Source organism: Ramlibacter sp. GS1-15 (assembly GCF_057785015.1).
On record NZ_JBYNTU010000001.1, the window covers coordinates 1,742,689 to 1,767,510 of the forward strand.

Sequence of the window (24,822 nt, forward strand, 5' to 3'; positions counted from 1 at the left end):
GAGTGCGCCGACGCGCGCGTCAGCGCAGGGCACTAGACGCCCAGGTACTGCTCGAGCAGCCGCGGCTGGGCGCGCAGCTCGCTGGACGTTCCGGCGAACACGACTTCGCCCTTGACGAGGATCACGTTGCGGTCGGTGACCTCGGTGACGTGCTTCCAGTTCTTGTCGACGATCACGCTCGAGATGCCGCTTTCACGGATGAGCGCGCAGATGCGCCAGATCTCGCGCGCAATCAGGGGCGCCAGGCCTTCCGTGGCTTCATCGAGGATGAGCACGTCGGGGTTCGTCATCAGCGCGCGGCCGATCGTGAGCATCTGCTGTTCGCCGCCCGAGAGCTGCTGGCCGCCGTGACCGAGGCGCTCCTTCAGGCGCGGGAAGGTGGTCAGCACGCGCTCGTAGGTCCAGTCGCGCTGTCCGCGCGTGCCCGGGCGCGCCGCCATCCTGAGGTTCTCCTCGACGGAGAGGTTGCCGAAAATGCCGCGGCCCTCGGGCACGTAGGCAATGCCCAGTTGCGCGATCTCGTAGGGCGCGCGCGAAGTCATGTCACGGCCGGCGATGCGCACGGTGCCCGCGCGCGGCTTCACGAGACCCATGAGGGTCTTGAGCAATGTGCTCTTGCCCATGCCGTTGCGCCCCATGAGGCCGACCGTCTCGCCGCGCGCGACGCGGAAGTCGATGCCGCGCAGGATATGGCTCTGGCCGTAGTAGGTGTTCAGGCCCGTGGCGTCGATGAGAAGCTCGTTCATGCGTGCTCCTCCCCCAGATACGCCGCCTGCACGTTCGCATCGGCGCGGATCTGCGGCGGCGTGCCGGTGGCGATCACTTGACCGTTGACCATCACCGTGAGCTGGTCCGCGAGCGCAAAGACGGCATCCATGTCGTGCTCCACCAGCATCATGGCGTGGTCGGGCTTGATCTTCAGCAGCAATTGCACCATGCGTTCGGCTTCCATCGTGCCCATGCCCGCGAGCGGCTCGTCGAGCAGCAGCACGCGCGGCCCGGTGGCGAGCGTCATCGCGATTTCCAGTTGCCGTTGTTCGCCGTGGCTGATCGCGCCCGCGATGGCGCCGCGCCGCTCGGCGAGGCCGGCGAGCTCCAGGGCGCGCTCGGCCCGCTCGTTCGTCTCGCCGAAAGCCGTCGCGAGGTTCAACCACCGCGCCGCGTGGGGCTTGCGCGACTGCGCGGCGAGCCGCACGTTTTCCCAGACGGTGAAGGGCAGGAAGATGTTGGTCTTCTGGTAGCTGCGGCCGAGACCCGCACGCGCGATACGCTCCGGGCTCCACGAGGTGACGTCCTGGCCCGCGAGCAGCACGCGCCCGCTCGTGGGCGGCAGGTCGCCCGCGAGCAGGTTGGTCAGCGTCGACTTGCCCGCGCCGTTGGGCCCGATCACCGCGTGCAGGCGCCCCTGGTGCAGCTCGAGCGAGACGTCGTTCACCGCGGCCAGGCCCCCGAAGCGCTTGGTCAGTTTCGTCGCGGCAAGAAGCGCGTCACTCATGGCGCCTGTCCTTGCCCGCGATGACGCGCGCGGCCGCGCCCATCAACCCGCGCGACGCGAAAGTCACGACCAGCACGATGAACAGGCCCATCCACAATTGCCAGTGCTTGCCCGTCTGGAAGCCGCCGATGGCGGGGAGGTCCTGGAAGACGTGCAGCAGCCATTCGAAGGCGAACGCGCCGACGATCGCGCCGGCGAAATTGCCCATGCCGCCGAGGATGACCATCATGATCGCGTGCGCGCTGGTGTGGAAACCCATCAGCTCCGGGTTCACGTAGCCGGTCTGCGCGGCCCACAGGTAACCGGCCAGGCCCGCCAGCGCCCCGGCGAGCGTGAAGGCGGCCAGCTTGTAGCCGAAAGTGCCGTAGCCGATCGCGCGCATGCGGTGCTCGTTCACGCGGATGCCCGCGAGCGTGCGGCCGAACGGGCTGAACAGCAATCGCCGCAGGAACACGTACACCGCCAGCAGCATGGACAGCGTGAAGTAGTAGAAGACCCGCTTGTTCTCCAGGTCGAACAGCTTCGCGTCGGGCTTGAAGTTCACGTAGATGCCGTCCGAGCCGCCCAGCACCTTGTTGTCGAAGAACAGGTAATAGACCATCTGCGCGAAGGCCATCGTCACCATGATGAAGTAGATCCCCCTGGTGCGCACGACGAAGAAGCCGATCACCAGCGCCGCCAGCGCCGATGCACCGACGGCTGCGGGCAGCGTCCACCACAGGCTCACGGGCTCGCCTTGGGGGGTGAGAAAGGCGAGGGCGTAGCCGGCCAGGCCGAAGAAGGCGGCATGCCCCAGCGAGACCAGGCCGGTGACGCCGAGCAGCAGGTCCAGGCTCATCGCGAAGATGCCCAGGATCATCATGCGGGCGACCATCTGCGCGTAGAAGTCGCTGCCGACCAATGGGAATACCGCCAGCGCGAGGAAGCCCACGGCCAGCACGACCTGCAACGTGCGCGGCAAGCTCTCGAGATTGGCCTTCGTGCTCATTGCTTGAAGAGGCCCTCGGGTCGCCACAGCAGCACGGCCGCCATCAGCATGTAGACCAGCATGCCCGCCACCTGCGGCAGCAGCACCTTGCCGAAGGTGTCGACGAAGCCCACCAGCAGCGCGGAGATCAGCGCCCCGCGCACCGAGCCGATGCCGCCGATCACGACCACGACGAAGCACATGATCAGCACCTGCGAGCCCATGTTCGGGTAGACGCTGGAAATGGGCGAGGCGATCATGCCGGCGACGGTCGCGAGCGCCACGCCCATCGCGAACACGAAGGCGTGGATCAACCTGATGTTCACGCCCAGCGCCTCGGCCATGTCGCGATTGAACGCGCCGGCGCGGATCTTCATGCCCAGGCGCGTCTTCGAGATGAGGAAATACAGGCCCAGCGCGAGCGCGATGCACACGCCCGACATGAACAGCCGGTAAACGGGGTAGGAGAGGTTTTCCGTGAGCGGCACCGACGCGGACAGCAGCGAGGGAATGGTCACGCCGTGCACGTCGTCGCCCCACAGGAGCGAGCGCACCTCCTCGAAGATGTAGATCAGGCCGAACGTGAGCAGCACCTGGTCGAGGTGGTCACGGTCGTAGAAATGGCGGAACAGGATGCGTTCGAGCACCAGGCCGAAGATCACCGACAGGATCGCACCGCCGATCACCGCGACGGTGAAGCTGCCCGACAGGCTCGCCAGCGACCACGCGAGGTACGCGCCCAGCATGTAGAAGCTGCCGTGCGCGAGGTTGACGACGCCCATGATGCCGAAGATCAGCGTCAGGCCGGCCGCGAGCATGAACAGCAGCAGCCCATACTGCACGCTGTTGAGCAGCTGGATCAGGAAGTTGGCGACGTCCATCACGCGTGGCGGCGGGCGAGGAGCAGCAGGCCGCCGAGCGTCGCGAACAGGCCGCCGCACACGCGATTGATCCAGCGCACGACATGCGCCCGCCGCAGCCAGGGCGCCACGCGCCCGACACCGAACGCGGCCAGGCCCAGGATCAGGAAATCACCGAATGCGAACGTGAGCGACAGCGCGGCGAACTGCGGCGCGAAGGCCGCGGCCGGGTCGATGAACTGCGGGAAGAACGCCGTGAAGAAAAGGAGCGACTTCGGGTTGCTCGCGCCCACCAGCACGCCCTGCATGAAGAGCGACCGCCCGCGCGGCGCGGCATCGGCGCCGAGCTGCAGCCCGCCGCCGTTGCGGAACGTGCGCACGCCCAGCCAGGTCAGGTAGGCCGCGCCTATCACCTTGAGCGCGGTGAACGCCGCTTCGGACGCGGCCAGCACAGCGCCCAGGCCGAGCGCGGACAGCATCATGATCGCGAAGTTCGCGGCGAGAGCGCCGGCGAGCGAGGCGAGCGCGCGCCACGGCCCATGGTTCACCGAGTTGGTGAGCGTCATGAGCATGGTGGGACCGGGCGTGACGATCAACAGCGTCACGGCGAGCAGGTAGAGCAGGTAGGTCGAGAGCGTCATCGGGCAAAAAAATGGGAGGCCGTCACCTCCCATTGTCATCGCGGCAGTCGAATCAGGCCATCTTGCAGCCCGCGCCGGAATCGGCCAGCGCCTTGGCGGCGACGCCGACCACCTTGTTCTCGCCCTTCTCGACGCGGCGCAGGTAGATGTCCTGCACCGGGTTGTGGGCCTTGCTCATGGTCCACTTGCCGCGCGGGCTGTCGATCACGGCCGATTCCATCGCCTTGTACAGTGCCTGCTTGTTCGCCAGGTCGCCCTTCACGGCGGCCGCGCCTTGCACCAGGAGCTGGCCGCTGTCGTAGCCCTGCACGGCGTAGACGTCGGGCTGCAGCTTGAAAGCCTTGGCGTAATCGAGGCGGAACTGCCTGTTGCGCGGCGTGTCCAGCGAATCGCTGTAGTGCATCGTGGTCATGATGCCTTCGGCGGCAGGGCCGGCCGCATCGAGCACCCCTTCGGTGAGGAAGCCCGAGCCCCACAACGGGATCTTGTCCTTCAGGCCAGCCGCGGCGTAATCGCGGATGAACTTGGCCGCACCGCCGCCGGCGAAGAAGCAGGCCACGGCATCGGGCTTGAGCGACGCGATCTCGGTGAGCAGCGCCTGGAACTCCACGTTGGGGAAGGGCAGGCCCAGCTCCTTGACGATGGTGCCACCGGCCTTGGTGTAGCTGTCGCGGAAACCCTCGAAGGCCTCGTCGCCGGCCGCGTACTTCCACGTGATCCACACGGCCTTCTTCAGGCCCTTGTCCATCATGGGCTTGCCCAGGGCCAGCGTCGGCTGCGAGTTGGTGAACGAGGTGCGGAACACATTCGGTGCGCACAGGGCACGGGTAGCCGCGTGCACACCGGCGTTGGGGATGATGCACAGCGTGCCGCTGTCGCGCACGACCTTCTGGATGCCCATCTGCACGCCCGAGTGGACGGTGCCGATCAGCACGTCCACCTTGTCGCGCTGCACGAGCACGTTGGCGTTTTCCACGCCCTTGGCGGGTTCGGACTGGTCGTCCACCTTGAACCACTCGATCTCGCGGCCGCCGAGCTTGCCGCCCTTTTCGGCGATCGCCATGCGCACGCCGTTCTCGATCGCGACGCCCAGCTGCGCATACGTGCCCGTGTAGGGGAGCATGAAGCCGACGCGCACCTTGTTCGATTGCGCGCGGACGATCCCGGGAAGGAGCAGGCCCGCGGACGCGGCCCCGACGACGGCGGCGCTGCGGGTGAGGACGAGGCGGCGGGTGGTCATGGAGTCTCCTTTTTCAGATTGTTTAGGCTTAAAGCATTTTTAGCCGAAGCGCGCTGTTCGCGCTACATGACTTTCCCTACGCCGCTCACGCGTTCGCGGCGCGCAGCTTGAAGCGCTGGATCTTTCCCGTCGCTGTCTTGGGCAGCTCCGGCACGAACTCCACCCAGCGCGGGTACTTGTACGGCGCGAGCGCGTTCTTCACGTGCAGCTGCAGGTCCTGGGCGGAGGCGGCCTGGCCGGGCTTGAGCACGACGAAGGCCTTGGGCTTCACCAGGTCGTCCGTGTCCTTCGCGCCGATCACCGCCGCTTCGAAGACCGCGGGGTGCGTCATGAGGCACGCTTCAACCTCGAACGGCGAGACGTAGATGCCGCCGACCTTGAGCATGTCGTCGCTGCGCCCGCCGTAGGTGTAGTAGCCGTCCGGGTCCACGGTGTACTTGTCGCCGCTGCGCGTCCATTCCCCGGCGAAGGTGGCCTTGGTCTTCGCGCGGTTGTTCCAGTACATGATCGCGGCGCTCGGGCCGTTGATCTGCAGTTCGCCGATCTCGCCCGGCCCGCACTCGCGGCCGTCGTCCCCCACGATGCGCAGCTCGTACCCCGGCACGGGCTTGCCGGTGGTGCCATAGCGCACTTCACCGGGCCGGTTCGACAGGAAGATGTGCAGCATCTCGGTCGAGCCGATGCCGTCGAGGATTTCGCAGCCGTACTCGGCCGTCCAGCGCTTGCCGATTTCCGCGGGCAGCGCCTCGCCGGCGCTGGTGCACACGCGCAGCTTCAATTCGCTTTTCTTCGGACGGCTCGCATCGCCGAGCAAGGCGGCGTAGAGCGTGGGCACGCCGTAGAAGATCGTCGGCTGGTATTTCCTGAGGACGTTGAACACATCGCCCGGTGTCGGCCGCGCGGGCAGCAGCACGGCGGTCGCCCCGACGCTCATGGGAAAGGTAAGGGCGTTGCCCAGGCCATAGGCGAAGAACAACTTGGCCGCCGAGTACACGACGTCGTTCTCGCGGATGCCCAGCACGCCGCGGCCATAGAGCTCCGCCGTCTGGATCAAGTGCGAGTGCAGGTGCACCGTGCCTTTGGGCGTGCCGGTCGAGCCGCTGGAATACAGCCAGAAGCACGGGTCGTCGCAACTCGTGCCCGCGACATTCCATTCGCGGCTGCCGGACTGCACCATCGCTTCGACGGAATTGGGCCCCGTCTCACCGGCGATCACCATGGAGCGCAGCGTGCCGACCTCGCCGACCAGCGGCTCGAACGCGGGCACCAGCGGCTTGGAAACGAAGAGCACCCGCGCCCGCGAATCGCGCAGCATGAACTCGAAGTCCTTCGTCGTGAGCAGTGTGTTGACCGCGACCGGCACGACGCCGGCGAGGATGCATCCGAGGAAGACCACGGGCCACTCGAGCGTGTCGAGCATCGCCATCATCACGCGCGACTCGGGCGCGACGCCGCGCGCGCGCAGCGCGTTGGCGAAGCGGTGCACCCGCTCGGTCAGCTCGCCATAGGTGAGCGGGGCGCCGGTCGCGCCGTCGATGAAGGCCACCTTGTCGGGGCGTGCGGCGTTGCGCGCGAGCAGGTCATGGGCGGCGTTGTAGTCGCGCGGGATCTCCACGCGCGGCGGGCGGGTGCTGTGATCGGCGCGGCTCAAATGCATGTCTGTCTCCTCGTTTCGCGCGTTGCCGAAGGTGGCGCTTCTCTTCTTTTATGCCGGCTGCTTCGCCATCGCAGCGATCGCCACCGGTAGCCATTCGCGGCACCACGCGGTGCCCAGCTCTTCCGGCATGGTGCCGGCGCTCGCGTCGTGGATGAACAGGTCGCCGATGCGCTGCGCGCCCAGGCCCTGCAGGCGCTCGTCGAACTTGCGGCCACCGAAGGCGAAGGTCTGCTGGTAGGTCCGGTCGCCCAGCGCGATCACACCGTACTTCACGTTGCCGAGGTACTTGGGATTGGCGTCCAGGGAGTCGTACAGGGCCCGCGCGTTGTCAGGGACGTCGCCCGATCCGTAGGTGGACGTGCAGATGAGGTATAGCGCATCTTCATCGAACACGTTGATGTCCAGGCCGTCCATCATGGTGATCTCGATGTCCTCCACCAGGTCGGCGCAATCCATCTGGATCGCCTGCGCCACGTACTCGGCCGTGTTGGTCATCGTGCCGACGAGGATCTTGAGCTTCATCAAATTTCTCCAGATGCACTAAACTGCTTGACGTTCCGATAACAGGCAGTATACTGCAATCTTGATCCAGCGCAAATTTTCTTCAGAAAACAGTTGCTCCCATGCAAGTCATGACTGAACAGGAGAACCGGGCCACGCTCGCCGAGCTGGGTGCCCGGGTGCGGGCTTGGCGGGCCCGGCGCGGTATGACCCGCAAGCAGCTGGCCGCCGACTCGGGCTTGTCGGAGCGCTTCCTGGCCGACGTCGAGAGCGGCAAGGGCAACGTTTCCATCAATTCGCTGGAAGCCGCCGCCCGCGCGCTGAATATCACCATCATCGAATTGCTGCAGGACGCACCGCGGCCGGCGCTGGCACGCGTGCAAGGGCTGCTCTCGCACCTGGACGACGCCCAGCTCGATTCGGCCTACGAGCTGGTGGCGAACCAGTTCGGCCTGGGCACCGACCATGGGCGCGAGAAGCGCATCGCGCTGATCGGCTTGCGCGGCGCGGGCAAATCGACGCTGGGCGCGCAGCTCGCGCAGGAGCGCGGCGTGCCCTTCGTCGAACTCGACCGCGAAATCGAACGCGAGGCCGGCACCAGCATGAACGAGATCCTGCTGCTGCACGGGCAGGCGGGCTATCGCCGTTACGAGCGGCGTGCGCTGTTCCGCATCGCCGAGGATCATGCCGACGGCGTGGTGATGACCACTGGCGGCAGCATCGTGAGCGAGCGCGAGACCTTCGACCTGCTGCAAAGCCGCTTCTACTGCGTATGGATCAAGGCGAGCCCCGAGGAGCACATGAGCCGCGTGGTCGCGCAAGGCGACATGCGGCCGTTCGACTCCACGCGCGGCGCGACGAAGGAAGCGCTGGAGGACCTGCGCCGCATCCTCGCCAGCCGCGAAGCCCTGTATGCGCGCGCCGACGCCGTGGTGGACACGGCGTCGCGCACCGTCAAGCAATCGCTGAAAGACCTCGAGCGGGCCGTGCCCGCCGCGAAAGGAGCCCATTGAAATGAACGCCGTGACCGAACCCCTGCTGTTCAAGCAGGGCGACCGCGAGCTGGTGAACTTCTCCACCCATCCCTCCACCTACCGGCACTGGAAGCTGGCGGTCGACGGCGACGTCGCGCGGCTCAAGCTGGACATCGACGAGGACGGCGGCATCAAGCCCGGCTACAAGCTCAAGCTGAACTCCTACGACCTCGGCGTCGACATCGAGCTGCACGACGCGCTCAACCGCATCCGTTTCGAGCATCCGGCCGTGAAGGTGGTGGTGTTCGAGAGCGCGAAGGAGCGCATCTGGTGTTCGGGCGCGAACATCTACATGCTGGGCCTGTCCTCGCACGCGTGGAAGGTGAATTTCTGCAAATTCACCAACGAGACGCGCAATGGCCTCGAAGACTCCTCGCGCCACGAAGGCCTCAAGTCGCTCGCGGCCGTGACGGGCGCCTGCGCCGGCGGTGGTTACGAGCTGGCGCTCGCGTGCGACCGCGTCGCGATGGTCGACGACCGATCGTCCACGGTGAGCCTGCCCGAGGTGCCGCTGCTCGGCGTGCTGCCCGGCACCGGTGGCCTCACGCGCGTGACCGACAAGCGCAAGGTTCGCCGCGACCTCGCCGACATCTTCTGCACGACCAGCGAAGGCGTGCGGGCCGACCGGGCGAAGGACTGGAAGCTGATCGACGCCTGCGCCAAGCCGCAGCAGTTCGCGCAGCTGGTGGAATCGGAGATCGCCGCGCTGCGTACGCAGTCCCGGCGCAACGGCCCGGGCAAGGGCATCGAGCTCACGCCCGTACGGGCCGCGATCGACGACGAGGGCTACCACTACAGCACGGTGGACGCGCAGATCGATCGCGAGGCCCGCGTCGCCACCATCACCGTCAATGCGCCGGGCTCGCCCGTCGAGGGGGCGCCCGAGGCGATCGAGAAAGCCGGCGCGTTCTGGTGGCCGCTGCGTTTCGCGCGCGAGCTGGACGACCTGATCCTGAACCTGCGCACCAACGAACTCGAGATCGGCACCTGGGTGATCAAGACCCGCGGCGATGCCAACCGCGTCATGCAGATGGACGCCGTGCTCGACCTGCACAAGGGCCACTGGCTGGTGCGCGAAACCATAGCCCTGCTGCGCCGCACGCTGGCGCGCCTGGACGTGACGAGCCGCTCGCTCATCGCGCTGGTCGATGAAGGCTCGTGCTTCGCCGGCACGTTCTACGAACTGGCCCTGGCTTGCGACCGCATCTACATGCTGGACCTGCCCGATTCGCCCGACGCCGCGCCGGCGCTGCGCCTGTCGCCCGCGAACTTCGGCCGCTACCCCGAGGTGAACGGCCTCACGCGCCTTGCGACGCGCTTCAACGAGGACGCCCAGACCGTCGAGCAACTGCATGGCCTGAAGGACAGCCCGCTGCGTGCCGACCAGGCGCTGGCGCTGGGCCTCGTGACGCTCACGCCCGACGACCTCGACTGGGACGAGGAGATCCGCATCATGCTGGAAGAGCGCGCCTCGCTCTCGCCCGATGCGCTCACCGGCATGGAAGCGTCGCTGCGCTTCCCGGGCCGTGAAACCATGGAGACGCGCGTCTTCGGCCGCCTGTCCGCATGGCAGAACTGGATCTTCATCCGCCCCAACGCCGTCGGCGAGGAGGGCGCACTCAAACTGTTCGGAACCGGCAAGAAGGCCAGGTTCGACTGGAAGCGAGTCTGAATCATGTCAACGATCGATCTGCAAGCCCTCATCCCCAACAACGTCGACCTGGCGGACAACCGCCAGCTGCAGCGCGCGCTCGAAAAGTGGCAGCCCGCGTTCCTGAACTGGTGGGACGAAATGGGCCCGAGCGACTTCAAGGCGAACCAGGTGTACCTGCGCACGGCCGTGGGCGTCGATGCGCAGGGCTGGGCGAGCTACGGCTACACGCCGATGCCCGAGTACCGCTGGGGCATCTTCCTGGCCGACAAGGACGAAGGCCGCAAAATCGGCTTCGGTGACTTCATGGGCCAGGACGTGTGGCAGGAGGTGCCGGGCGAGTTCCGCTCGACCTTCCGCCGCCTGATCGTCACGCAGGGCGATACCGAGCCCGCGTCGGTGGAGCAGCAACGGCTGCTCGGCCATACCGCGCCGTCGCTGTACGACCTACGCAACCTGTTCCAGGTGAACGTGGAAGAGGGCCGTCACCTCTGGGCGATGGTGTACCTCTTGCACGCGCATTTCGGCCGCGATGGCCGCGAGGAGGCGGAAGAACTGCTCGAGCGCCATTCGGGCGACCCCAACAAGCCGCGCATCCTGGGCACGTTCAACGAGCCCATGGACAACTGGCTGTCGTTCTTCATGTTCACGTACTTCACGGACCGCGACGGCAAGTTCCAGCTCAAGTCCTTCGCCGAGAGCGCGTTCGACCCGCTGGCGCGCACCACGCGCTTCATGCTGACGGAAGAAGCGCACCACATGTTCGTCGGCGAGACGGGCGTGGGCCGCGTCATCAGGCGCACGCTGGAAGTGATGAAGGAGCTCGACACCGACGACGTGACGGCGATCCGCAACGCCGGCGCGATCGACCTGCCGACGATCCAGCGGTTCCTCAACTACTGGTTCACCGACTCGCTCGACCTGTTCGGCTCCGAAGCGTCGTCGAACGCGGCGAACTACTTCAGCAACGGCATCAAGGGCCGGCCCGACGAGGCGAAGTTCGCGGACCACGTCGAGGCCGACTCGCAGATGACGATCCAGGTGCCGGACGGCCGGGGCGGCGTGAAGGACGAGACGGTCAGCGTGCGCAACGGCATGAACGAGGTCACGCGCCTGGAATACGTCAAGGACTGCAACGTCGGCGTGACGCGCTGGAACATGATGATCAAGCGCGCCGGCGTGAACTTCGAGCTGAAGCTGCCCTCCACGCGTTTCCGCCGCGAGGTCGGCGTCTGGGCCGGCATCCCGACGACGCCCGAGGGCCAGCCGATCCCGCAGGCCGAATTCGACGCGAAGAAGCACGAGTGGATCCCGAGCGAGGCGGACATCCGCTTCGTCAAGAGCCTGATGCAGCGTGTGACCGAACCCGGCAAGATCGCCGGCTGGATCGCACCGCCGGATCGCGGCATCAATGCCCAGCCGGTCGAATACGAATACGTGAAGCTCTGATCAGGGCTTGTTTTCGGGCGCGCTGGCGGCTTCGTCCGGCTGGCGCGCCATGTCCTCCATCTGCTTCACGATATCCGCGTCGGATGCCCCAGGCGTGCTGCTGACGGGCACGTCCGCATCGAGCAGGTGGGTGAGGCGTGGCCAGGCAAAAACCATCGCGCCGACCGCGAGCTGTGCGGCCAGGAAGGGGGCGAGCGCCTTGAGCAGCGCCGTGTTGCCGACCCGGCCCAGGCCCGACCGCGCGCGCGTCATCAGCACCGCATAGCCCAGCGGCGGGATCAGGAACCCCAGTTGAAGCACGAACAGCAGCAGGACCGCGACCTGCTGCGCGTCGCCCAACTGCAGGATCAATGGCGGCGCGACGATGGGGATCACCACGAAGATCATCTCGAAGGCATCGAGCGCGCAGGCGCACAGGGCGACCAGCAGCAGGACGAGCGCGGCCGTCACGTCGGCGGGAAAGGGCGACGCCAGCACGGTGTCGGCGAGCCAGCGGTCCGTGCCGAACAGCCGGAACACCAGGCTGAAAGTGGTCGCCCCGACCAGCAGCGCGAAGAGCGCGCCACTGAGTGCCAGGGTGTCTTCCAGCACCGCCTTCCATTGCTTCGCATCGAGCGAGCGCGTGATGACCGCGCCCGCCGCGAGCACGCAGCCACCCGCCGCAGCCGCTTCGACGGCGAACAGGCGGCCGAGGAACACGCCTCCGAGCAGGAACAGGATCGCCCCCGTCGTCGCGATCGCCAACATGAGTTCGCGGGCCTTCAGCGGTCGCTGCGGTTCCCGTGGCGCCCCACGGCTCTGCAGCCATGCGGCGAAGGCCCAAAGCCCCAGCACGACGGCTGCCGGCGGCAGCGCCGCATGCAGCACGTCCTGTGTGTTGACGATCCGGCCCGTCAGCACGAAGCCGGGCAGGTGGCTTGCTTCCGTGTGCGCGCGCATCATCGCGTCGCCCAGCAGGATCAGCACCAGCGACGGCGGCACCACCACGCCGATCGTCGCCGCCACGCTGATCAGCGCCATCGCGCCCGGCGCGGGGCGGTGCTTCAGCCGCGGCGCGACCAGGCGCGAGAGCAGCGATGAACTGGAGGCGACCGAACCGTTCATCGGCGCGACCAGCGTGCCCACCGCAAGTGCGCTGAGCGGCGCTCCGGCGCCGCTGGCCCGGAACAGCCGCTCGCCCGAGGCGAACAGCGCATCGGCGACCGCCAGACGTTCGAGCAACACGCCGACGAACACATAGAGCGGCAACGCCTGCAGCAGGTCGTGTTCGAGCAGGTTGATGATGCGCGGGCCGACGGCCGTGAGCACCGACGCGTCCACGAAGCCTGTGAACCATCCGGCAAGCGCGCTGACCCAGGCGACACCGATCAGGAGCGCCCAGACCGGCAGGCCAGTGGCCACGACCAGCACGGCCAGGCCCACCAGCATCCAAAGGCCGAACGCGTTCATGCGCGCCGGCGCGTCACGGACGCAATGGCGTGCACCAGCACGAGGGCGGCCAGCAGCCACAGCGCCATGCGAATGAGGAAATAGCCGGGCGAGAGTGTTTCGCCGAAGCGTTCCAGTTGCATCATCGACTGCCAGACGCTGCCCGCGGACGTCCACAGCACATACGCGGCCCATGGCGCCGTGCAGGCGAACACCGCCCAGGCCCGCCAGCCGCGCGGCTGGGCGTGTTCGTCCGGTGCGTGATACGCGGCCAGGTGCATCCCGCCGGCGCTGGCGGCCGTGACGGCCACGGCCATGTAGATCGCGAAGATCACCTGCGCCGCGTCGTTCGCTTCCCGCGATCCGGCCTGTACGAGGTCGCGCAGCGGCCATTGGGCAAAGAGCAGGAGCGAAAGCGGAAGAACCAGCGCGCTGGCGGCAAGGATGAGGAGGCGCACCATGCCCGCGAGTGTAGGGCCGCTGGGCATTGGCCTGCCCGGAGGGAATCGAACCCCCGACCCACAGCTTAGAAGGCTGTTGCTCTATCCAACTGAGCTACGGGCAGGTCGAAAGGAAAGGCCATTGGTCGGAGCGATAGGATTCGAACCTACGACCCTCTGGTCCCAAACCAGATGCGCTACCAGACTGCGCTACGCTCCGACATGCTGCCATTCTACTGGGCAGGCTCCTGCGGGACGTCGATGTAGATCCGTTTCAGCTTCGGGAAGCGTCCGCGGATGGCGTTCTGGGCGCGGCGCACGGCTTCGGCGGCATCCGCCGTCGGCGTTTCGGGCGCGAAGCGCACTTCCACCGCCACCAGCGCCTCCTCGGGCCCGATGTACATGGAGAGCACCGGTCCCACTTCGGTCACACCGGCTTCGCGCTGGAGCAACCCTTGGATCGCCTTCGCCGTCTCGGGCTTGATGCCTTCGCCCACCAGCAGGCCGCGCGATTCCCGGATCAGGAGTGTGGCGACGGAGGCGAGCAAGACGCCGATCAGCATGGACGCGACGCCATCGAGCTCCGGCAGGTCCAGCTCGTGGCTGAAGAAGATCCCGAACGCGGCAATGGCCAGACCCGCGAGCGCCGCCGAGTCCTCCGCGACGACGGTGAACGTCGTCGGGTCCTTGCTGGTGCGCAGCGCACGCCAGAACGGTGTCCTGCCGCGCTCGCGCGCGAACTGGCGCCAGCCCACCAGCAGGCTCGCGCCCTCGAACACCGCGGCGGCGGCAAGCACGACGTAATTCCAGAACGGGTCCGAGAGCGGCGGTCCATCCAGCACGTGCAGCACACCTTCGTAGAAGGAGATCCCGCCGCCGACGCCGAAGATCAGGACGCCGACGATGAGGCTCCAGAAGTACAGCTCCTTGCCGTGGCCGAAGGGATGTTCCGCCGTCGCCGGCAGCTGGCTGCGCGCCATGCCGACCAGCAGCAGGACGTCGTTGCCGGTATCGACCACGGAGTGGATCGCTTCGGAGAGCATCGCGGAACTGCCCGTCAGTCCTGCGACGACGAACTTCGTCGTGGCGATGGCGACGTTCGCGGCGATCGCGCCGTAGACGGCTGCGCGGGATTCGGCCATGGAATGGCCGATGTTGCCACTAGGCGCGTGCGGCGTGGCGCGCTGCGGCCGTGAGATACGTGAGCAGCCCCTTGAGCTCATCGGACTGGGCGCGGACGATCGCCTGAAGCGCCCGCTCGCCCTTGGCCGTCAGGTGGACCTCGACCTGGCGGCCGTCCTCCTTGCTGCGCTTTCGCTTGACCAGGCCCGCGACCTCGCAGCGCGAGACCAGCCCGACCACGCTGTGGTGTTCCAGCAGCATCTTCTCGGCGAGCTCGCCGACCAGTGCCCAGGCGCGTTCGGGCATGCCCTTGACGTGCAGCAGGATCAGGTATTGCGAGAAGGTGATGCCGTGGTCGCGCGCGACGTCCTCGCCGAAACGCTCGAACTGGCGCAGCCGCTGGCGGAACGCCGAACGTGCCTCGATCTCGGATTTGCTCACGGCGGCGGTCCCCTTCGTCACCGCCAAAATTCTAGGGCCTGTCGGAGGGCCCGATCAACGCCGCTCGTACTGCGTCTTGCCGAACAGGATGTCGCGGGCCTTGTCGTCGGTGAGCTGGCGGCGCTGGTCGGCCAGCACCTGCACGCCGCGCTGCACGGCGGGGCGTGCCTCGATCCGCTCGAACCACGCCTTCAGGTGCGGGTAGTCCTCCAGCACGATGCCCTGGTTCCTCCAGTTGCGCAGCCACGGGAAGGTGGCGATGTCGGCGATCGAATATTCGTCGCATCCGAGCCACTCGCTGCGCGACAGGCGCTTGTCGATCACGCCGTACAGGCGCTTCGCCTCGTTGGTGTAGCGGTCGATCGCGTAGGGGAGTTTCTCGGGCGCGTAGAGGCGGAAATGGTGCGTCTGCCCGAGCATCGGCCCGACGCCGCCCATCTGGAACATCAGCCACTCGAGCACCTCGAATTTCTTGCGATCCGGCTTCGGCAGGAATTTGCCGGTCTTGGAGGCGAGATACACCAGGATCGCCCCGGATTCGAACAGCGAGATCGCCCGGCCCTCGGGGCCGTCGGAATCGACGATGGCCGGGATCTTGTTGTTCGGGCTGATCGCGAGGAACTCGGGCCTGAACTGGTCGCCCGCGCCGATGTTCACCGGGTGAACGGCGTACGGCAGGCCGCATTCCTCCAGCATGATGTGGACCTTGTGGCCATTGGGGGTGGCCCAGGTGTAGACGTCGATCATGGATGACCTTCCTGGTATTCGGGCAGATAATGCGCACTTTAGGCGAATCGGGCGGGAGACATGTTCGAGCGCATCAAAAGGGCCTTGGGGAAGGAAGCCAAATCGGAGGCGCCGCCTTCGCAGATCGCGCATGGCCCGATGTCGGAATGGGCTGCCACGCAGGGCTTCGGCTTCTCGGTCGACGACGCCGGCCAGAACATCGCGCTCGAAGGCAAGGTGGGTGGCCGGCCCTGGCGCCTGCAGCTCGGGCGGCCGTCGCGCAACTACATCTTCGGCGAGGAAGTGCGCGCCCGGGCCGAGCTGGGCATCGACGAATCGGTGGCCGTGCTGGTGATGAACCGGCCGCTGAAGGAAGCGCTGGAAACGCGTGCCTACGAGATGTACACGAACGAGCTGCAGACCTCGGTCGATTCGAGGATGCCGGAAGAGATGCGCTGGCTCGCCATGTTCGACGAAGTGGGCTGGGACAGCCTGCCGGCCCCTTTCTGGCAACGGCTTTCCGTGCTCACCGACAACCGCGCGTCGGCGCTGGCCTGGCTCGACCCGCAGTTCGCCCGCCTCATGATGGATTGGCCCGCGCCCGGCCCCTCGCCGCAAGTGCCTTTCATGGTGCTGCTGCTCAATGGCAAGGCCTACCTGCGCATGGAATACACGCCGGCCGACCTGGCGACGCTGCAGCACGCGGCCCACATCTTCAAGATCGCCGCGGAGAGTGCGCTCTCCGCGTTCAGGAAGAACTGAAGATCAGGCGCCGCGCGTGACCGGCACGGCGGCGTCCCGGCCGTAAGCGCCGTACTTGCCCATCTCCCACTTGGCGATCGCATTGCGGTGCACTTCGTCGGGGCCGTCGGCGAAGCGCAGCGTGCGCGCGCCTGCCCACGACGAGGCCAGCGGGAAATCGCCGCTCACACCGCCGCCGCCATGGACCTGCATCGCCCAGTCGATCACCTGCAGCGCCATGTTGGGGGCGACCACCTTGATCATCGCGATCTCGGTCTTGGCGACCTTGTTGCCGGCGACGTCCATCATCCAGGCGGCCTTCAGCGTGAGCAGGCGCGCCATGTCGATGCGGCAGCGGGCCTCGGCGATGCGTTCCTGCGTCACCGTCTGCTGCGCGATCGTCTTGCCGAACGCCACGCGCGACAGCGCCCGCCTGCACATCAGCTCGAGGGCACGCTCCGCGAGGCCGATCAGGCGCATGCAGTGGTGGATGCGTCCGGGGCCGAGCCGCCCCTGGGCGATCTCGAAGCCGCGGCCCTCGCCGAGCAGGATGTTGTTGACCGGCACGCGCACGTTCTCGAAGTACATCTCGACGTGGCCGTGCGGCGCGTCGTCATAGCCGAATACCGTGAGCGGACGCACGATGCGGATGCCGGGAGCGTCGGCGGGCACGACGACCATGCTCTGCTGCGAATGCCTGGGCGCCTCCGGATCGGTCTTGCCCATCGTGATGAACACCTTGCAGCGCGGATCGGCCGCGCCGGAGATCCACCACTTGTGGCCGTTGATGACGTACTCGTTGCCCTGGCGCTCGATACGCGTGCAGATGTTGGTCGCGTCCGACGAGGCGACTTCGGGCTCCGTCATCGCGAAGGCCGAGCGGATCTCGCCGTTCAACAGGGGCTTGAGCCACTTCGCCTTGATCTCGTCGGAGCCGTAACGGGCGATCGTCTCCATGTTGCCGGTGTCGGGCGCCGAGCAGTTGAAGACCTCGCTGGCCCATTGCACGCGGCCCATGATCTCGGCCAGCGGCGCGTACTCGGAGTTCGTGAGGCCCGCACCCTTGTAGCCCGAGGCTTCGGCCGTGTCGACCGGCAGGAACAGGTTCCACAGGCCCGCGTCGCGCGCCTTCGGCTTGAGCTTCTCGATCGTCTGAAGGGCCGACCAGCGCTTGCCCGCCGCCGTGTTGGCCGCGAGCTCGGCTTCGTACTCCGCCTCGGCGGGGTAGATGTGGTCGTCCATGAACTTCAGCAGCCTCGCCTGGAGTTCCTTGGTCTTGGGGGAGTAGTCGAAGTCCATCGTGTTTCCTTCTTCGGATGATGTTTGCCTTCAGTCCGCCTTTTGGGCGAACTGCCATGCGAGTTGCGCCATCGGGCGCGCGCTGGCGCCCGAATCCGCCGCTTGTGCGCTCGACGCCGTGCCGGCCTCCACCCGCTTCGCGATGCCCTGCAGGATCGCGGCGATGCGGAACAGGTTGTAGGCCATGTAGAAATTCCAGTCCGCAGCCAGTGCCTCGGGTGTCGTGAGGCCCGTGCGCTCGCAGTAGCGGCGGATGTACTCGTCCTCGCCGGGGATGCCCAGCGCCGCATGGTCCAGGCCGCCGATGCCGCGGAACGAGCCGTGCGGGATGTGCCAGGCCATGCAGTGGTAGCTGAAGTCCGCCAGCGGGTGCCCGAGCGTGGACAGCTCCCAGTCGAGCACCGCGATGATGCGCGGCTCGGTGGGGTGGAACATCAGGTTGTCCAGGCGATAGTCGCCGTGCACGATGGAGACCTTGCTCTCGTCGCGCGCGGCCGCCGGGATGTGCGCGGGCAACCACTCGACGAGCTGTTCCATCTCGGGAATCGGCTGCGACATCGGCCCCGCGCCATCGGCGGACATCTTGTACTGCTTGCTCCAGCGGCCGATCTGGCGATCGAAGTAATTGCCCGGCTTGCCGTAGTTCGCCAAGCCCCGCTCGGCGAACTTCACGGTGTGCAGCGCGGCAATGACGCGGTTCATCTCGTCGTAGATCTCGCCGCGCTGCGCCTTCGTCATGTCCGGCAGCGACTGGTCCCACAGCACGCGGCCCTGCATGAACTCCATCACGTAGAACGCGCGGCCGATCACCGATTCGTCCTCGCACAGGCAGTACATGTGCGGCACGGGAACGTCGGTGCCGGCGAGGCCACGCATGACGGCGAACTCGCGCTCGATCGCGTGCGCGGACGGCAGCAGCTTCGCGACCGGGCCCGGCTTGGCGCGCATCACGTAGCTGCGCGCGGGCGTGTCGAGCTTGTAGGTCGGGTTCGATTGGCCGCCCTTGAACATGGACACCGTGAGCGGGCCCTGAAAGCCGTCGAGGTTCTTCTCCAGCCAGGCGGAGAGGGCGGCGGCGTCGAAACTGTGCTTGTCGGACACCGGGCGCGTGCCGACGAAATGGTCGAATTGGCTCATGTCTTGTTGTTCTAGTTGTTGTCGGCTTCGATGATGCGCATCAGCGCGTCGCGGTTGCGCACGACGAGCCCGCCCGGCTCGATGCGGATCACATCCTCGCGCTCCATCTGCTTTAATTCCTGGTTCACGCGCTGGCGCGAGGCACCCAGCAGCTGCGCCAGCTCCTCCTGTGCGAGCTGCAGCCCGATGCGCATCTCGCTGCCGTCCGCGAGCGATGGCACGCCGTAGCTGCGCACCAGGTGCACGAGCTGCTTGGCCAGGCGCGCACGCAATGGCAACGTGTTCAGGTCCTCGATCAGGCCGAACATCTGGCGCAGGCGCCGCGCCTGCAGCCGCAGCAGCGCTTCGTACAGTTCCACATGCTGCGACAGGATTTTCTTGAAATCCGCGCGCGAGACGCTCAGCAAGGTCGTGTCGCCATGCGCGAAGGCGTCGTGCGTCCGGCGGTCCCCGTCGAAGATCGCGATATCCCCGAACCACACTCCCGGTTCGACGTAGGTCAGCGTCACCTGCTTGCCGGTGATCGACGTGGAGCTCACCCGCGCCGCGCCCTTGGCCACGGCGCTCCACGCGTCGGCCGCGTCGCCGCGCGCCGTGATCAGCTCGCCGTCCTTGTAGCGTTTGACGTAGGCGCATCTCAGGATGTCGTGACGCAGCGATGGTGAAAGGGAGGAGAACCAGCGACCGTTGTTGATCGCCTCTCGTTCCTCGATGGTAAGAATGGGCTCGTCCATGGTCTGTCTGCTCGGTGACTGTGGCTCGCCCCATTGTCGCGTCAGCGACGCGCGCGAAACAACAGGGGATGTCCCCTGCGTAACAGCGACAGCGCTATTCGAACTCGGGCCGCTGCTTCGCGAGGAAGGCCGCGATCCCGATGCCGCCGTTCGGGTGGTGCAGGTTGCGCACGAAATGGTCGCGCTCGGCGGCGAGCTGGCGGTTGAGGCTGGTCTCGCCCGCTTCGCTCACCAGTTCCTTGATGCTGGCGAGCACGTTGGGGGCGCGCTCGTTCAGCTTCCCGGCCAGAGCAAGGGCTTGCGCGAGCGCGCCGCCCGCGGGCGTGACGCTGTTGACGATTCCCAGCTCATGCAGGCGCTGGGCGCCAATGCGCTCGCCGGCCATCAGCAACTCGCTCGCGAGCTGCTGCGGCAGCATCCGCGACAGCTGCCAGGTGCCGCCACCGTCGGGAGAGAGGCCCACATTGCTGTACGCCATCACGAACACGGCGTTGTCGGCCGCGACGATGAAATCGCAGGCCAGGCAGAGCGAGAAGCCCGCACCTGCGGCCGGACCTTCCACCGCGGCGATCACCGGCTTGGGAAAGGTGCGGATCGCCTCGATCCAGCTGTGCAGCGCCTCGATGCTGTCCGCCTGCACCTGGGCCGGTTGCTGGCGATTGGCCTGCAGGCGCTGCAGGTTGCCGCCCGCGCAGAAGATCGAGCCTTCGCCGGTGATCACGACGCTGCGCACGTCCGGATTGGTCTCGGCGACGTTCAGGGCCTCCACGCCCGCGGCGTACATCTCGGGCCCGAGCGCGTTGCGGTGCTCGGGATTCGAGATCGTGAGGACCATGGTGCGGCCCTGGCTGGTGCTCTTGAGTTCGGCCGGCATGGTCATTCTTCCTCGTGCAACAGCGACAGCCCGATCGCGCCGCGGCGGCGCAGCCAGGGGCTGGGGCGATAGCGTGGATCGCCGTACACCGTCTGCATGTTGAACAGCACCTCGAGGATGTTGGTCGGGCCCCAGCGGTCGCCCATGGCGAGCGGCCCGAGCGGGTAGCCCAGCCCGAGCGTGACGGCGGTCTCGAGGTCCTTCGGGCTGCAGATGCGCTGCTGGCAGATGTCCGAGGCGATGTTGACGATGTTCGCGACGACGCGCTGCGTCACGAAGCCGCCCGAATCGCGGATTACGCTGACGGCCTTGCCGTCGCGCGCGAACAGGGCATGCGCCGCGTCGCGCATGTCCGCGCGCGTGGCGGGGTTGGTCGCGAGCACGCGCCGCTTCGTCGCGGTGTCCTCGACCAGCATGTCGATGCCGACGGTGCGCGCGGGGTCGAGCCGCTCGACGACGGCGACGGTGGTGACATCGAAACCCAGCGGCGCGACGAGCGTCAGCGCGTTCATCGACGGCGACTGGCCTGTCTCGATCTTCGCGCCCAGGTCCTTGAGCAATTGGTACAGCTCGGCGCGGCGGGCGGCGCGCGTCGACACCCACACCGGCGGGATCTCGTCCACTTTCGGTACCGGCGGCTCGGGCGGCATCTGCGCCTTGCCCTCGACATACCGGTAGAAGCCTTCGCCGGACTTGCGGCCGACCACGCCGCCTGCGACGCGCTGCGCCGTGATCACGCTGGGGCGGTAGCGCGCCTCCTCGTAATACTGGTGGTAGATCGACTCCATGACGGGGTGCGAGACGTCCAGCGCCGTGAGGTCGAACAGCTCGAAAGGCCCGAGCTTGAAGCCGACCTGGTCCCGCAGGATGCGGTCCACCGTCGCGAAATCGGCGACGCCTTCGCTGACGAGGCGCAGCGCTTCGGTGCCGTAGCCGCGTCCCGCGTGGTTCACGATGAAGCCGGGCGTGTCCTGCGCCTGCACGGGCGTGTGGCCCATCTCGCGCGCATAGGCCGTGAGGCGCGAACAGGTGTCGCCATCCGTCTTCAGGCCCGCGATCACCTCGACCACCTTCATCAGCGGTACGGGGTTGAAGAAGTGATAGCCGGCAATGCGCTGCGGCCGCTTCGCGCCGGCCGCAATCGCCGTCACCGAAAGGGACGAGGTGTTGGTCGCCAGCACGGCGGAATCGCGGACGATGCCTTCGAGTTCCGCGAACAGCGACTTCTTCACGTCGAGCCGTTCGACGACGGCTTCGACCACGAGGTCGCAATCGGCGAGTTCGGAAAGCGACGACGCGGGCCGCAGCCGCTCGTTGCAGGCGCGCCCGGCAGCTTCGTCCATGCGGCCCTTTTCCTGCAGGCGCGCCCATTGGGAAGAGACGTCCGCGCGGGCCTTCTCCACGGCCTGGGGCTGGGTGTCGTACAGGCGCACGGTGCTGCCGGCCTGCGCGGCGATCTGGGCGATGCCGCGGCCCATGGCTCCGGCGCCGACGACGCCGACTGTCGGGAATACGGGGGTCATGCGGCGATTATGGCGAGGCCACGCGCCGCACGCGCCGGATCGGCACCGGCGGCTCGATGCGCTGCTGGGCCTGCGCCTTCCCATGGAGGGCGCGCACGACGTCCATGCCTTGCACCACCTGCCCGAACGCGGCGAAGCCCTGGCCGTCAGGATTGCGGTGGCCGCCGAAGTCGAGCTCGGGCTGGTCGCCGATGCAGATGAAGAATTCGCTGCTCGCCGTGCCCGGCGCGCCGCGCGCCATCGACACCGTGCCGTCGCGATGGCGCAGCCCCGTCTGCTGCGTGGTCTCGTGCGCGATGGGCGGGAAGACCGCGTCGGCATCGTCCTGGATGTCCAGGCCCCATTGCACGACCTCGATCTTGTGAACCGTCTCGGGCGACTGGTTCGCCAGCGTGACGATGCGGTAGACCCGCGCCTTGTCCAGATGGCCGGCGTCCACGTAGCGCAGGTAGTTGGCCACGGTCACCGGCGCGACGCGCGGATCGACCTGGATGACGAAGTCGCCCAGAGGCGTCTCGACACGCGTGCGCACGACGGCCGGCTGCGCGAAAGCAGCGAGCCCTGCGAGCGCGGGCAGGGCGAGCAGGCTGCGACGCGAAAGACGGTCGTTCATGCGGCCATTATCGGCCGCGTGAGAAGGTCGTCGCCCAGGCGCTCACGCCCATCGCGAGCACCAGGCCCGCGAAGCCGGCCCAATGCAGCCAGTCCATGCTGTCGCGCGCGATCAGCCAGCCGCCGGTGGCTGCGCCTATCGCCTGGCCGGCGTACATCGCCGAGCTGTTGAGCGCGACGGATGCGGAAGCCAGGGCCGGCGCTATGCCGACGAGCCGCGCCTGCTGCGCCGAGTTCGAGGAGAAGCAGCCCAGCGCCCACGGGATCACGACCACGCCGGCGAGCGCCATCGTCGTGCCGAGCGGCCACACCAGCAGGCTCGACGCCATCGCGGCGATGCCGATCATGACCGCACGCGATGCACCGAGGCGGTCGATGTAGCGCGACATCAGCATGTTGCCGATGAAACCGAACACGCCGAACCACATGAAGAGCAGGCTCAGTTCGGTCGGGGTGATGCCGATCTTCTGCTTGTAGTAAGGCGCCAGGTACGAGAACAGCACGAACTGCCCGGCGGCGTACAGCACGGTGACCAGGATGCACAGCATCAGCGCGGGCGAGCGGAATGTTTCCGCCCAGGCTGCACGCGACAGGGCCGGCGGCTTCACGCCGTCGGGCATGCTGCGCCATACCCACAGCGCGCTCGCGAGGCTGGCCATGCCGATCATGGCGAACGCGCTGCGCCAGCCCATCGTGCCGCCGACGAACGCGCCGATCGGCATGCCCAGCACCGAGGCGACGGACCAGCCGAGGAAGACGAAGGTGATGGCGCGGCCGCGTTGTTCCGCGGGGACGAGCAGGCCGACGCAGGCGGCCGCCTGGGGAGTGAAGATGGCGGGCGAGATCACGGCGAGTACGCGCAACACCATCAGCATCGCGAAACTCGGCGCCGCCGCGCACGCGAAGTGAAGCAGGGCGAACCACACCATCGACAGGGCGAGCAGGCGACGTCGGTCCCAGCCCGCGACCACGGCCGCGAAGAGCGGCGCACCCAGGCACATGAGCAAGGCCGCGGCGGAGATGAGCTGGCCGGCGCTCGCGACCGAAATCCCCAGGCCTCCGCTGATCTCGTTGAGCGTGCCGGGCACGACCATCACGCCGCTGCCGATGACGAAGTTGCCGAACAGGAGCGGCCACAGGACGGCGGGCAGGCGGGCCGGCGCTGCGGCGGCGGCCGCGGGATTGGCAGATGACAAGGGCGTTCCTCCGGTCAGCGGACCGCCCGCGCCACGCTATCGGCGCACTTGCAGTGCGCCGGGGTTCACGATGTTCGTGGGGGTACCGCGAATGAAGTTGACCACATTGTCGAAAGCAGCACCGAAGTAAAGCTCATAGCTGTCCAGCTCGACATAGCCGATGTGCGGCGTGCAGATGCAGTTCTCCAGGCGCAGCAGCGCGTGGCCCTGCAGGATCGGTTCGCTCTCGAACACGTCGATCGCCGCCATGCCGGGACGCCCACGGTTCAGGCCGGCGATCAGCGCTTCGGGCTCGATCAGTTCGGCGCGCGAGGTGTTCACGATGAGCGAGGTCGGCTTCATGCGCCCGAGGTCCTCGAGCGTGACGATGCCGGCGGTCTCGTCGGACATGCGCAGGTGCAGCGACAGCACGTCGCTTTCCTGGAACAGCTCTTCGCGCGACGTGGCCGCCTGCAGGCCGTCACTCTCGGCCCGGGCGCGCGAAGCCTGGCTGCCCCACACCAGCACGCGCATGCCGAAGGCCTTGCCGTAGCCGGCGACCAGCTGACCGATCTTGCCGTAGCCCCAGATGCCCAGCGTGCGCCCGCGCAGCACCAGGCCCAGGCCGAAGTTGGGCGGCATCGACGCGGACTTCAAGCCCGACTGCTGCCACGCGCCGTGCTTCAGGTTGCCGATGTACTGGGGCAGGCGCCGCATCGCCGCCATGATGAGTGCCCAGGTCAGTTCGGCCGGCGCGACCGGCGAACCCACGCCCTCGGCCACGGCAATCCCCTTCTCGGTACAGGCTTGCACGTCGATGTGCGCACCGACGCGCCCGGTCTGCGCGATCAGGCGCAGGCGCGGGAGCTTGTCGAGCAGCTGGCGCGAGATGTGGGTGCGCTCGCGAATGAGTACGATCACGTCGGCATCGCGCAGCCTCACCGACAGCTGGCCGATGCCCTTCACCGTGTTGGTGTAGACCTTGGCCGGGTACTCTTCGAGCTTGGAGGCGCACTTCAGCTTGCGCACCGCGTCCTGGTAATCGTCGAGGATCACGATATTCATGCCCCGGATT

At 67.3% G+C, this 24,822-nt stretch carries 25 protein-coding genes and 2 tRNA genes; 4 read left to right on the forward strand and 23 right to left on the reverse strand.

What is annotated here, in order from left to right:
- Positions 1-32: 32 nt before the first annotated feature.
- The 8 genes from AC3EF3_RS08740 to AC3EF3_RS08775 form a co-directional block, all read right to left on the reverse strand.
- Positions 33-746, reverse strand: coding sequence for an ABC transporter ATP-binding protein (locus AC3EF3_RS08740; RefSeq protein WP_488531762.1), 714 nt, complete (start codon positions 744-746; stop codon positions 33-35).
- A complete protein-coding gene (locus AC3EF3_RS08745; protein WP_488531763.1) occupies positions 743-1,495 on the reverse strand; it encodes an ABC transporter ATP-binding protein in 753 nt (250 codons plus the stop codon). The genes AC3EF3_RS08740 and AC3EF3_RS08745 overlap by 4 nt, the downstream gene beginning before the upstream one ends.
- Entirely contained in the window at positions 1,488-2,483 is a 996-nt protein-coding gene (locus AC3EF3_RS08750; RefSeq protein WP_488531764.1) for a branched-chain amino acid ABC transporter permease, read from the reverse strand. The genes AC3EF3_RS08745 and AC3EF3_RS08750 overlap by 8 nt, the downstream gene beginning before the upstream one ends.
- Positions 2,480-3,343 carry a branched-chain amino acid ABC transporter permease gene (locus AC3EF3_RS08755; RefSeq protein WP_488531765.1) on the reverse strand — a complete coding sequence of 288 codons (864 nt, stop codon included), beginning with the start codon at positions 3,341-3,343 and terminating at the stop codon, positions 2,480-2,482. Before AC3EF3_RS08755 ends, AC3EF3_RS08750 begins: the two co-directional genes overlap by 4 nt.
- Positions 3,343-3,963: a LysE family translocator gene (locus tag AC3EF3_RS08760; protein WP_488531766.1), complete on the reverse strand. Its 621-nt coding sequence runs from the start codon at positions 3,961-3,963 to the stop codon at positions 3,343-3,345. Before AC3EF3_RS08760 ends, AC3EF3_RS08755 begins: the two co-directional genes overlap by 1 nt.
- Positions 3,964-4,015: 52 nt before the next feature.
- Positions 4,016-5,203 carry an ABC transporter substrate-binding protein gene (locus AC3EF3_RS08765; RefSeq protein WP_488531767.1) on the reverse strand — a complete coding sequence of 396 codons (1,188 nt, stop codon included), beginning with the start codon at positions 5,201-5,203 and terminating at the stop codon, positions 4,016-4,018.
- Between the two features lie 85 nt (positions 5,204-5,288).
- On the reverse strand, positions 5,289-6,860 hold the full coding sequence (locus AC3EF3_RS08770; RefSeq protein WP_488531768.1) for a benzoate-CoA ligase family protein: 1,572 nt from the start codon (positions 6,858-6,860) through the stop codon (positions 5,289-5,291).
- Positions 6,861-6,908: 48 nt separating this feature from the next.
- Positions 6,909-7,382 carry a flavodoxin domain-containing protein gene (locus tag AC3EF3_RS08775; RefSeq protein WP_488531769.1) on the reverse strand — a complete coding sequence of 158 codons (474 nt, stop codon included), beginning with the start codon at positions 7,380-7,382 and terminating at the stop codon, positions 6,909-6,911.
- A gap of 110 nt (positions 7,383-7,492) precedes the next feature.
- Between AC3EF3_RS08775 and AC3EF3_RS08780 the strand changes: the two genes are divergently transcribed.
- Genes AC3EF3_RS08780 through boxB form a run of 3 tightly spaced genes read left to right on the forward strand, consistent with a single transcriptional unit; the run spans position 7,493 to position 11,495 of the window.
- Positions 7,493-8,374, forward strand: a complete 882-nt coding sequence (locus tag AC3EF3_RS08780) for a helix-turn-helix transcriptional regulator (protein ID WP_488531770.1) — start codon at positions 7,493-7,495, stop codon at positions 8,372-8,374.
- Position 8,375: 1 nt separating this feature from the next.
- Positions 8,376-10,067 carry a 2,3-epoxybenzoyl-CoA dihydrolase gene (gene boxC, locus AC3EF3_RS08785; RefSeq protein ID WP_488531771.1) on the forward strand — a complete coding sequence of 564 codons (1,692 nt, stop codon included), beginning with the start codon at positions 8,376-8,378 and terminating at the stop codon, positions 10,065-10,067.
- 3 nt (positions 10,068-10,070) lie between these two features.
- A complete protein-coding gene (gene boxB, locus AC3EF3_RS08790) occupies positions 10,071-11,495 on the forward strand; it encodes a benzoyl-CoA 2,3-epoxidase subunit BoxB (protein ID WP_488531772.1) in 1,425 nt (474 codons plus the stop codon).
- Here boxB and AC3EF3_RS08795 read toward each other — a convergent pair whose 3' ends face one another.
- The 7 genes from AC3EF3_RS08795 to AC3EF3_RS08825 all read right to left on the reverse strand — a co-directional run bounded on the left by AC3EF3_RS08795 (position 11,496) and on the right by AC3EF3_RS08825 (position 15,673).
- Positions 11,496-12,944, reverse strand: a complete 1,449-nt coding sequence (locus AC3EF3_RS08795; protein ID WP_488531773.1) for a TRAP transporter large permease subunit — start codon at positions 12,942-12,944, stop codon at positions 11,496-11,498. It abuts the gene before it with no gap.
- Positions 12,941-13,384: a C4-dicarboxylate ABC transporter substrate-binding protein gene (locus AC3EF3_RS08800; RefSeq protein WP_488531774.1), complete on the reverse strand. Its 444-nt coding sequence runs from the start codon at positions 13,382-13,384 to the stop codon at positions 12,941-12,943. The genes AC3EF3_RS08795 and AC3EF3_RS08800 overlap by 4 nt, the downstream gene beginning before the upstream one ends.
- A 27-nt stretch (positions 13,385-13,411) precedes the next feature.
- A tRNA-Arg gene (locus AC3EF3_RS08805) sits at positions 13,412-13,488 on the reverse strand.
- A gap of 18 nt (positions 13,489-13,506) precedes the next feature.
- Positions 13,507-13,583, reverse strand: a tRNA-Pro gene (locus AC3EF3_RS08810).
- Positions 13,584-13,596: 13 nt separating this feature from the next.
- Positions 13,597-14,505 carry a cation diffusion facilitator family transporter gene (locus tag AC3EF3_RS08815; RefSeq protein ID WP_488531775.1) on the reverse strand — a complete coding sequence of 303 codons (909 nt, stop codon included), beginning with the start codon at positions 14,503-14,505 and terminating at the stop codon, positions 13,597-13,599.
- 19 nt (positions 14,506-14,524) lie between these two features.
- A complete protein-coding gene (locus AC3EF3_RS08820) occupies positions 14,525-14,947 on the reverse strand; it encodes a MarR family winged helix-turn-helix transcriptional regulator (RefSeq protein ID WP_488531776.1) in 423 nt (140 codons plus the stop codon).
- Between the two features lie 33 nt (positions 14,948-14,980).
- On the reverse strand, positions 14,981-15,673 hold the full coding sequence (locus AC3EF3_RS08825; protein WP_488531777.1) for a glutathione binding-like protein: 693 nt from the start codon (positions 15,671-15,673) through the stop codon (positions 14,981-14,983).
- A gap of 60 nt (positions 15,674-15,733) precedes the next feature.
- Here AC3EF3_RS08825 and AC3EF3_RS08830 point away from each other — a divergent pair, with 60 nt between their 5' ends.
- Positions 15,734-16,414: a hypothetical protein gene (locus AC3EF3_RS08830; RefSeq protein WP_488531778.1), complete on the forward strand. Its 681-nt coding sequence runs from the start codon at positions 15,734-15,736 to the stop codon at positions 16,412-16,414.
- 3 nt (positions 16,415-16,417) lie between these two features.
- On the opposite strand, the gene AC3EF3_RS08835 is transcribed toward AC3EF3_RS08830, so the two are convergent.
- The 8 genes from AC3EF3_RS08835 to AC3EF3_RS08870 all read right to left on the reverse strand — a co-directional run bounded on the left by AC3EF3_RS08835 (position 16,418) and on the right by AC3EF3_RS08870 (position 24,812).
- On the reverse strand, positions 16,418-17,692 hold the full coding sequence (locus tag AC3EF3_RS08835) for an acyl-CoA dehydrogenase family protein (protein WP_488531779.1): 1,275 nt from the start codon (positions 17,690-17,692) through the stop codon (positions 16,418-16,420).
- Between the two features lie 30 nt (positions 17,693-17,722).
- Positions 17,723-18,829, reverse strand: a complete 1,107-nt coding sequence (locus AC3EF3_RS08840) for a phosphotransferase (RefSeq protein ID WP_488531780.1) — start codon at positions 18,827-18,829, stop codon at positions 17,723-17,725.
- Between the two features lie 11 nt (positions 18,830-18,840).
- Positions 18,841-19,563, reverse strand: a complete 723-nt coding sequence (locus tag AC3EF3_RS08845; RefSeq protein ID WP_488531781.1) for a Crp/Fnr family transcriptional regulator — start codon at positions 19,561-19,563, stop codon at positions 18,841-18,843.
- Between the two features lie 94 nt (positions 19,564-19,657).
- Positions 19,658-20,437, reverse strand: a complete 780-nt coding sequence (locus tag AC3EF3_RS08850) for an oxepin-CoA hydrolase, alternative type (protein ID WP_488531782.1) — start codon at positions 20,435-20,437, stop codon at positions 19,658-19,660.
- Between the two features lie 2 nt (positions 20,438-20,439).
- A complete protein-coding gene (locus AC3EF3_RS08855; protein ID WP_488531783.1) occupies positions 20,440-21,960 on the reverse strand; it encodes a 3-hydroxyacyl-CoA dehydrogenase in 1,521 nt (506 codons plus the stop codon).
- A 7-nt stretch (positions 21,961-21,967) separates the two neighbouring features.
- Positions 21,968-22,573, reverse strand: a complete 606-nt coding sequence (locus AC3EF3_RS08860) for a peptidylprolyl isomerase (RefSeq protein WP_488531784.1) — start codon at positions 22,571-22,573, stop codon at positions 21,968-21,970.
- 7 nt (positions 22,574-22,580) lie between these two features.
- Positions 22,581-23,768 carry an MFS transporter gene (locus AC3EF3_RS08865; protein ID WP_488531785.1) on the reverse strand — a complete coding sequence of 396 codons (1,188 nt, stop codon included), beginning with the start codon at positions 23,766-23,768 and terminating at the stop codon, positions 22,581-22,583.
- A gap of 36 nt (positions 23,769-23,804) precedes the next feature.
- Positions 23,805-24,812: a D-2-hydroxyacid dehydrogenase family protein gene (locus tag AC3EF3_RS08870; protein WP_488531786.1), complete on the reverse strand. Its 1,008-nt coding sequence runs from the start codon at positions 24,810-24,812 to the stop codon at positions 23,805-23,807.
- Positions 24,813-24,822: the final 10 nt, after the last annotated feature.

Coding starts and splice junctions, on each gene's coding strand:
- AC3EF3_RS08770 (WP_488531768.1), bottom strand. CDS start 6,860: ATGCATTTGAGCCGCGCCGATCACAGCACCCGCCCGCCGCGCGTGGAG.
- AC3EF3_RS08845 (WP_488531781.1), bottom strand. CDS start 19,563: ATGGACGAGCCCATTCTTACCATCGAGGAACGAGAGGCGATCAACAAC.
- AC3EF3_RS08775 (WP_488531769.1), bottom strand. CDS start 7,382: ATGAAGCTCAAGATCCTCGTCGGCACGATGACCAACACGGCCGAGTAC.
- AC3EF3_RS08740 (WP_488531762.1), bottom strand. CDS start 746: ATGAACGAGCTTCTCATCGACGCCACGGGCCTGAACACCTACTACGGC.
- AC3EF3_RS08780 (WP_488531770.1), top strand. CDS start 7,493: ATGACTGAACAGGAGAACCGGGCCACGCTCGCCGAGCTGGGTGCCCGG.
- AC3EF3_RS08795 (WP_488531773.1), bottom strand. CDS start 12,944: ATGAACGCGTTCGGCCTTTGGATGCTGGTGGGCCTGGCCGTGCTGGTC.
- boxB (WP_488531772.1), top strand. CDS start 10,071: ATGTCAACGATCGATCTGCAAGCCCTCATCCCCAACAACGTCGACCTG.
- AC3EF3_RS08745 (WP_488531763.1), bottom strand. CDS start 1,495: ATGAGTGACGCGCTTCTTGCCGCGACGAAACTGACCAAGCGCTTCGGG.
- AC3EF3_RS08870 (WP_488531786.1), bottom strand. CDS start 24,812: ATGAATATCGTGATCCTCGACGATTACCAGGACGCGGTGCGCAAGCTG.
- boxC (WP_488531771.1), top strand. CDS start 8,376: ATGAACGCCGTGACCGAACCCCTGCTGTTCAAGCAGGGCGACCGCGAG.
- AC3EF3_RS08840 (WP_488531780.1), bottom strand. CDS start 18,829: ATGAGCCAATTCGACCATTTCGTCGGCACGCGCCCGGTGTCCGACAAG.
- AC3EF3_RS08830 (WP_488531778.1), top strand. CDS start 15,734: ATGTTCGAGCGCATCAAAAGGGCCTTGGGGAAGGAAGCCAAATCGGAG.
- AC3EF3_RS08855 (WP_488531783.1), bottom strand. CDS start 21,960: ATGACCCCCGTATTCCCGACAGTCGGCGTCGTCGGCGCCGGAGCCATG.
- AC3EF3_RS08765 (WP_488531767.1), bottom strand. CDS start 5,203: ATGACCACCCGCCGCCTCGTCCTCACCCGCAGCGCCGCCGTCGTCGGG.
- AC3EF3_RS08835 (WP_488531779.1), bottom strand. CDS start 17,692: ATGGACTTCGACTACTCCCCCAAGACCAAGGAACTCCAGGCGAGGCTG.
- AC3EF3_RS08760 (WP_488531766.1), bottom strand. CDS start 3,963: ATGACGCTCTCGACCTACCTGCTCTACCTGCTCGCCGTGACGCTGTTG.
- AC3EF3_RS08815 (WP_488531775.1), bottom strand. CDS start 14,505: ATGGCCGAATCCCGCGCAGCCGTCTACGGCGCGATCGCCGCGAACGTC.
- AC3EF3_RS08825 (WP_488531777.1), bottom strand. CDS start 15,673: ATGATCGACGTCTACACCTGGGCCACCCCCAATGGCCACAAGGTCCAC.
- AC3EF3_RS08860 (WP_488531784.1), bottom strand. CDS start 22,573: ATGAACGACCGTCTTTCGCGTCGCAGCCTGCTCGCCCTGCCCGCGCTC.
- AC3EF3_RS08755 (WP_488531765.1), bottom strand. CDS start 3,343: ATGGACGTCGCCAACTTCCTGATCCAGCTGCTCAACAGCGTGCAGTAT.
- AC3EF3_RS08850 (WP_488531782.1), bottom strand. CDS start 20,437: ATGCCGGCCGAACTCAAGAGCACCAGCCAGGGCCGCACCATGGTCCTC.
- AC3EF3_RS08750 (WP_488531764.1), bottom strand. CDS start 2,483: ATGAGCACGAAGGCCAATCTCGAGAGCTTGCCGCGCACGTTGCAGGTC.
- AC3EF3_RS08800 (WP_488531774.1), bottom strand. CDS start 13,384: ATGGTGCGCCTCCTCATCCTTGCCGCCAGCGCGCTGGTTCTTCCGCTT.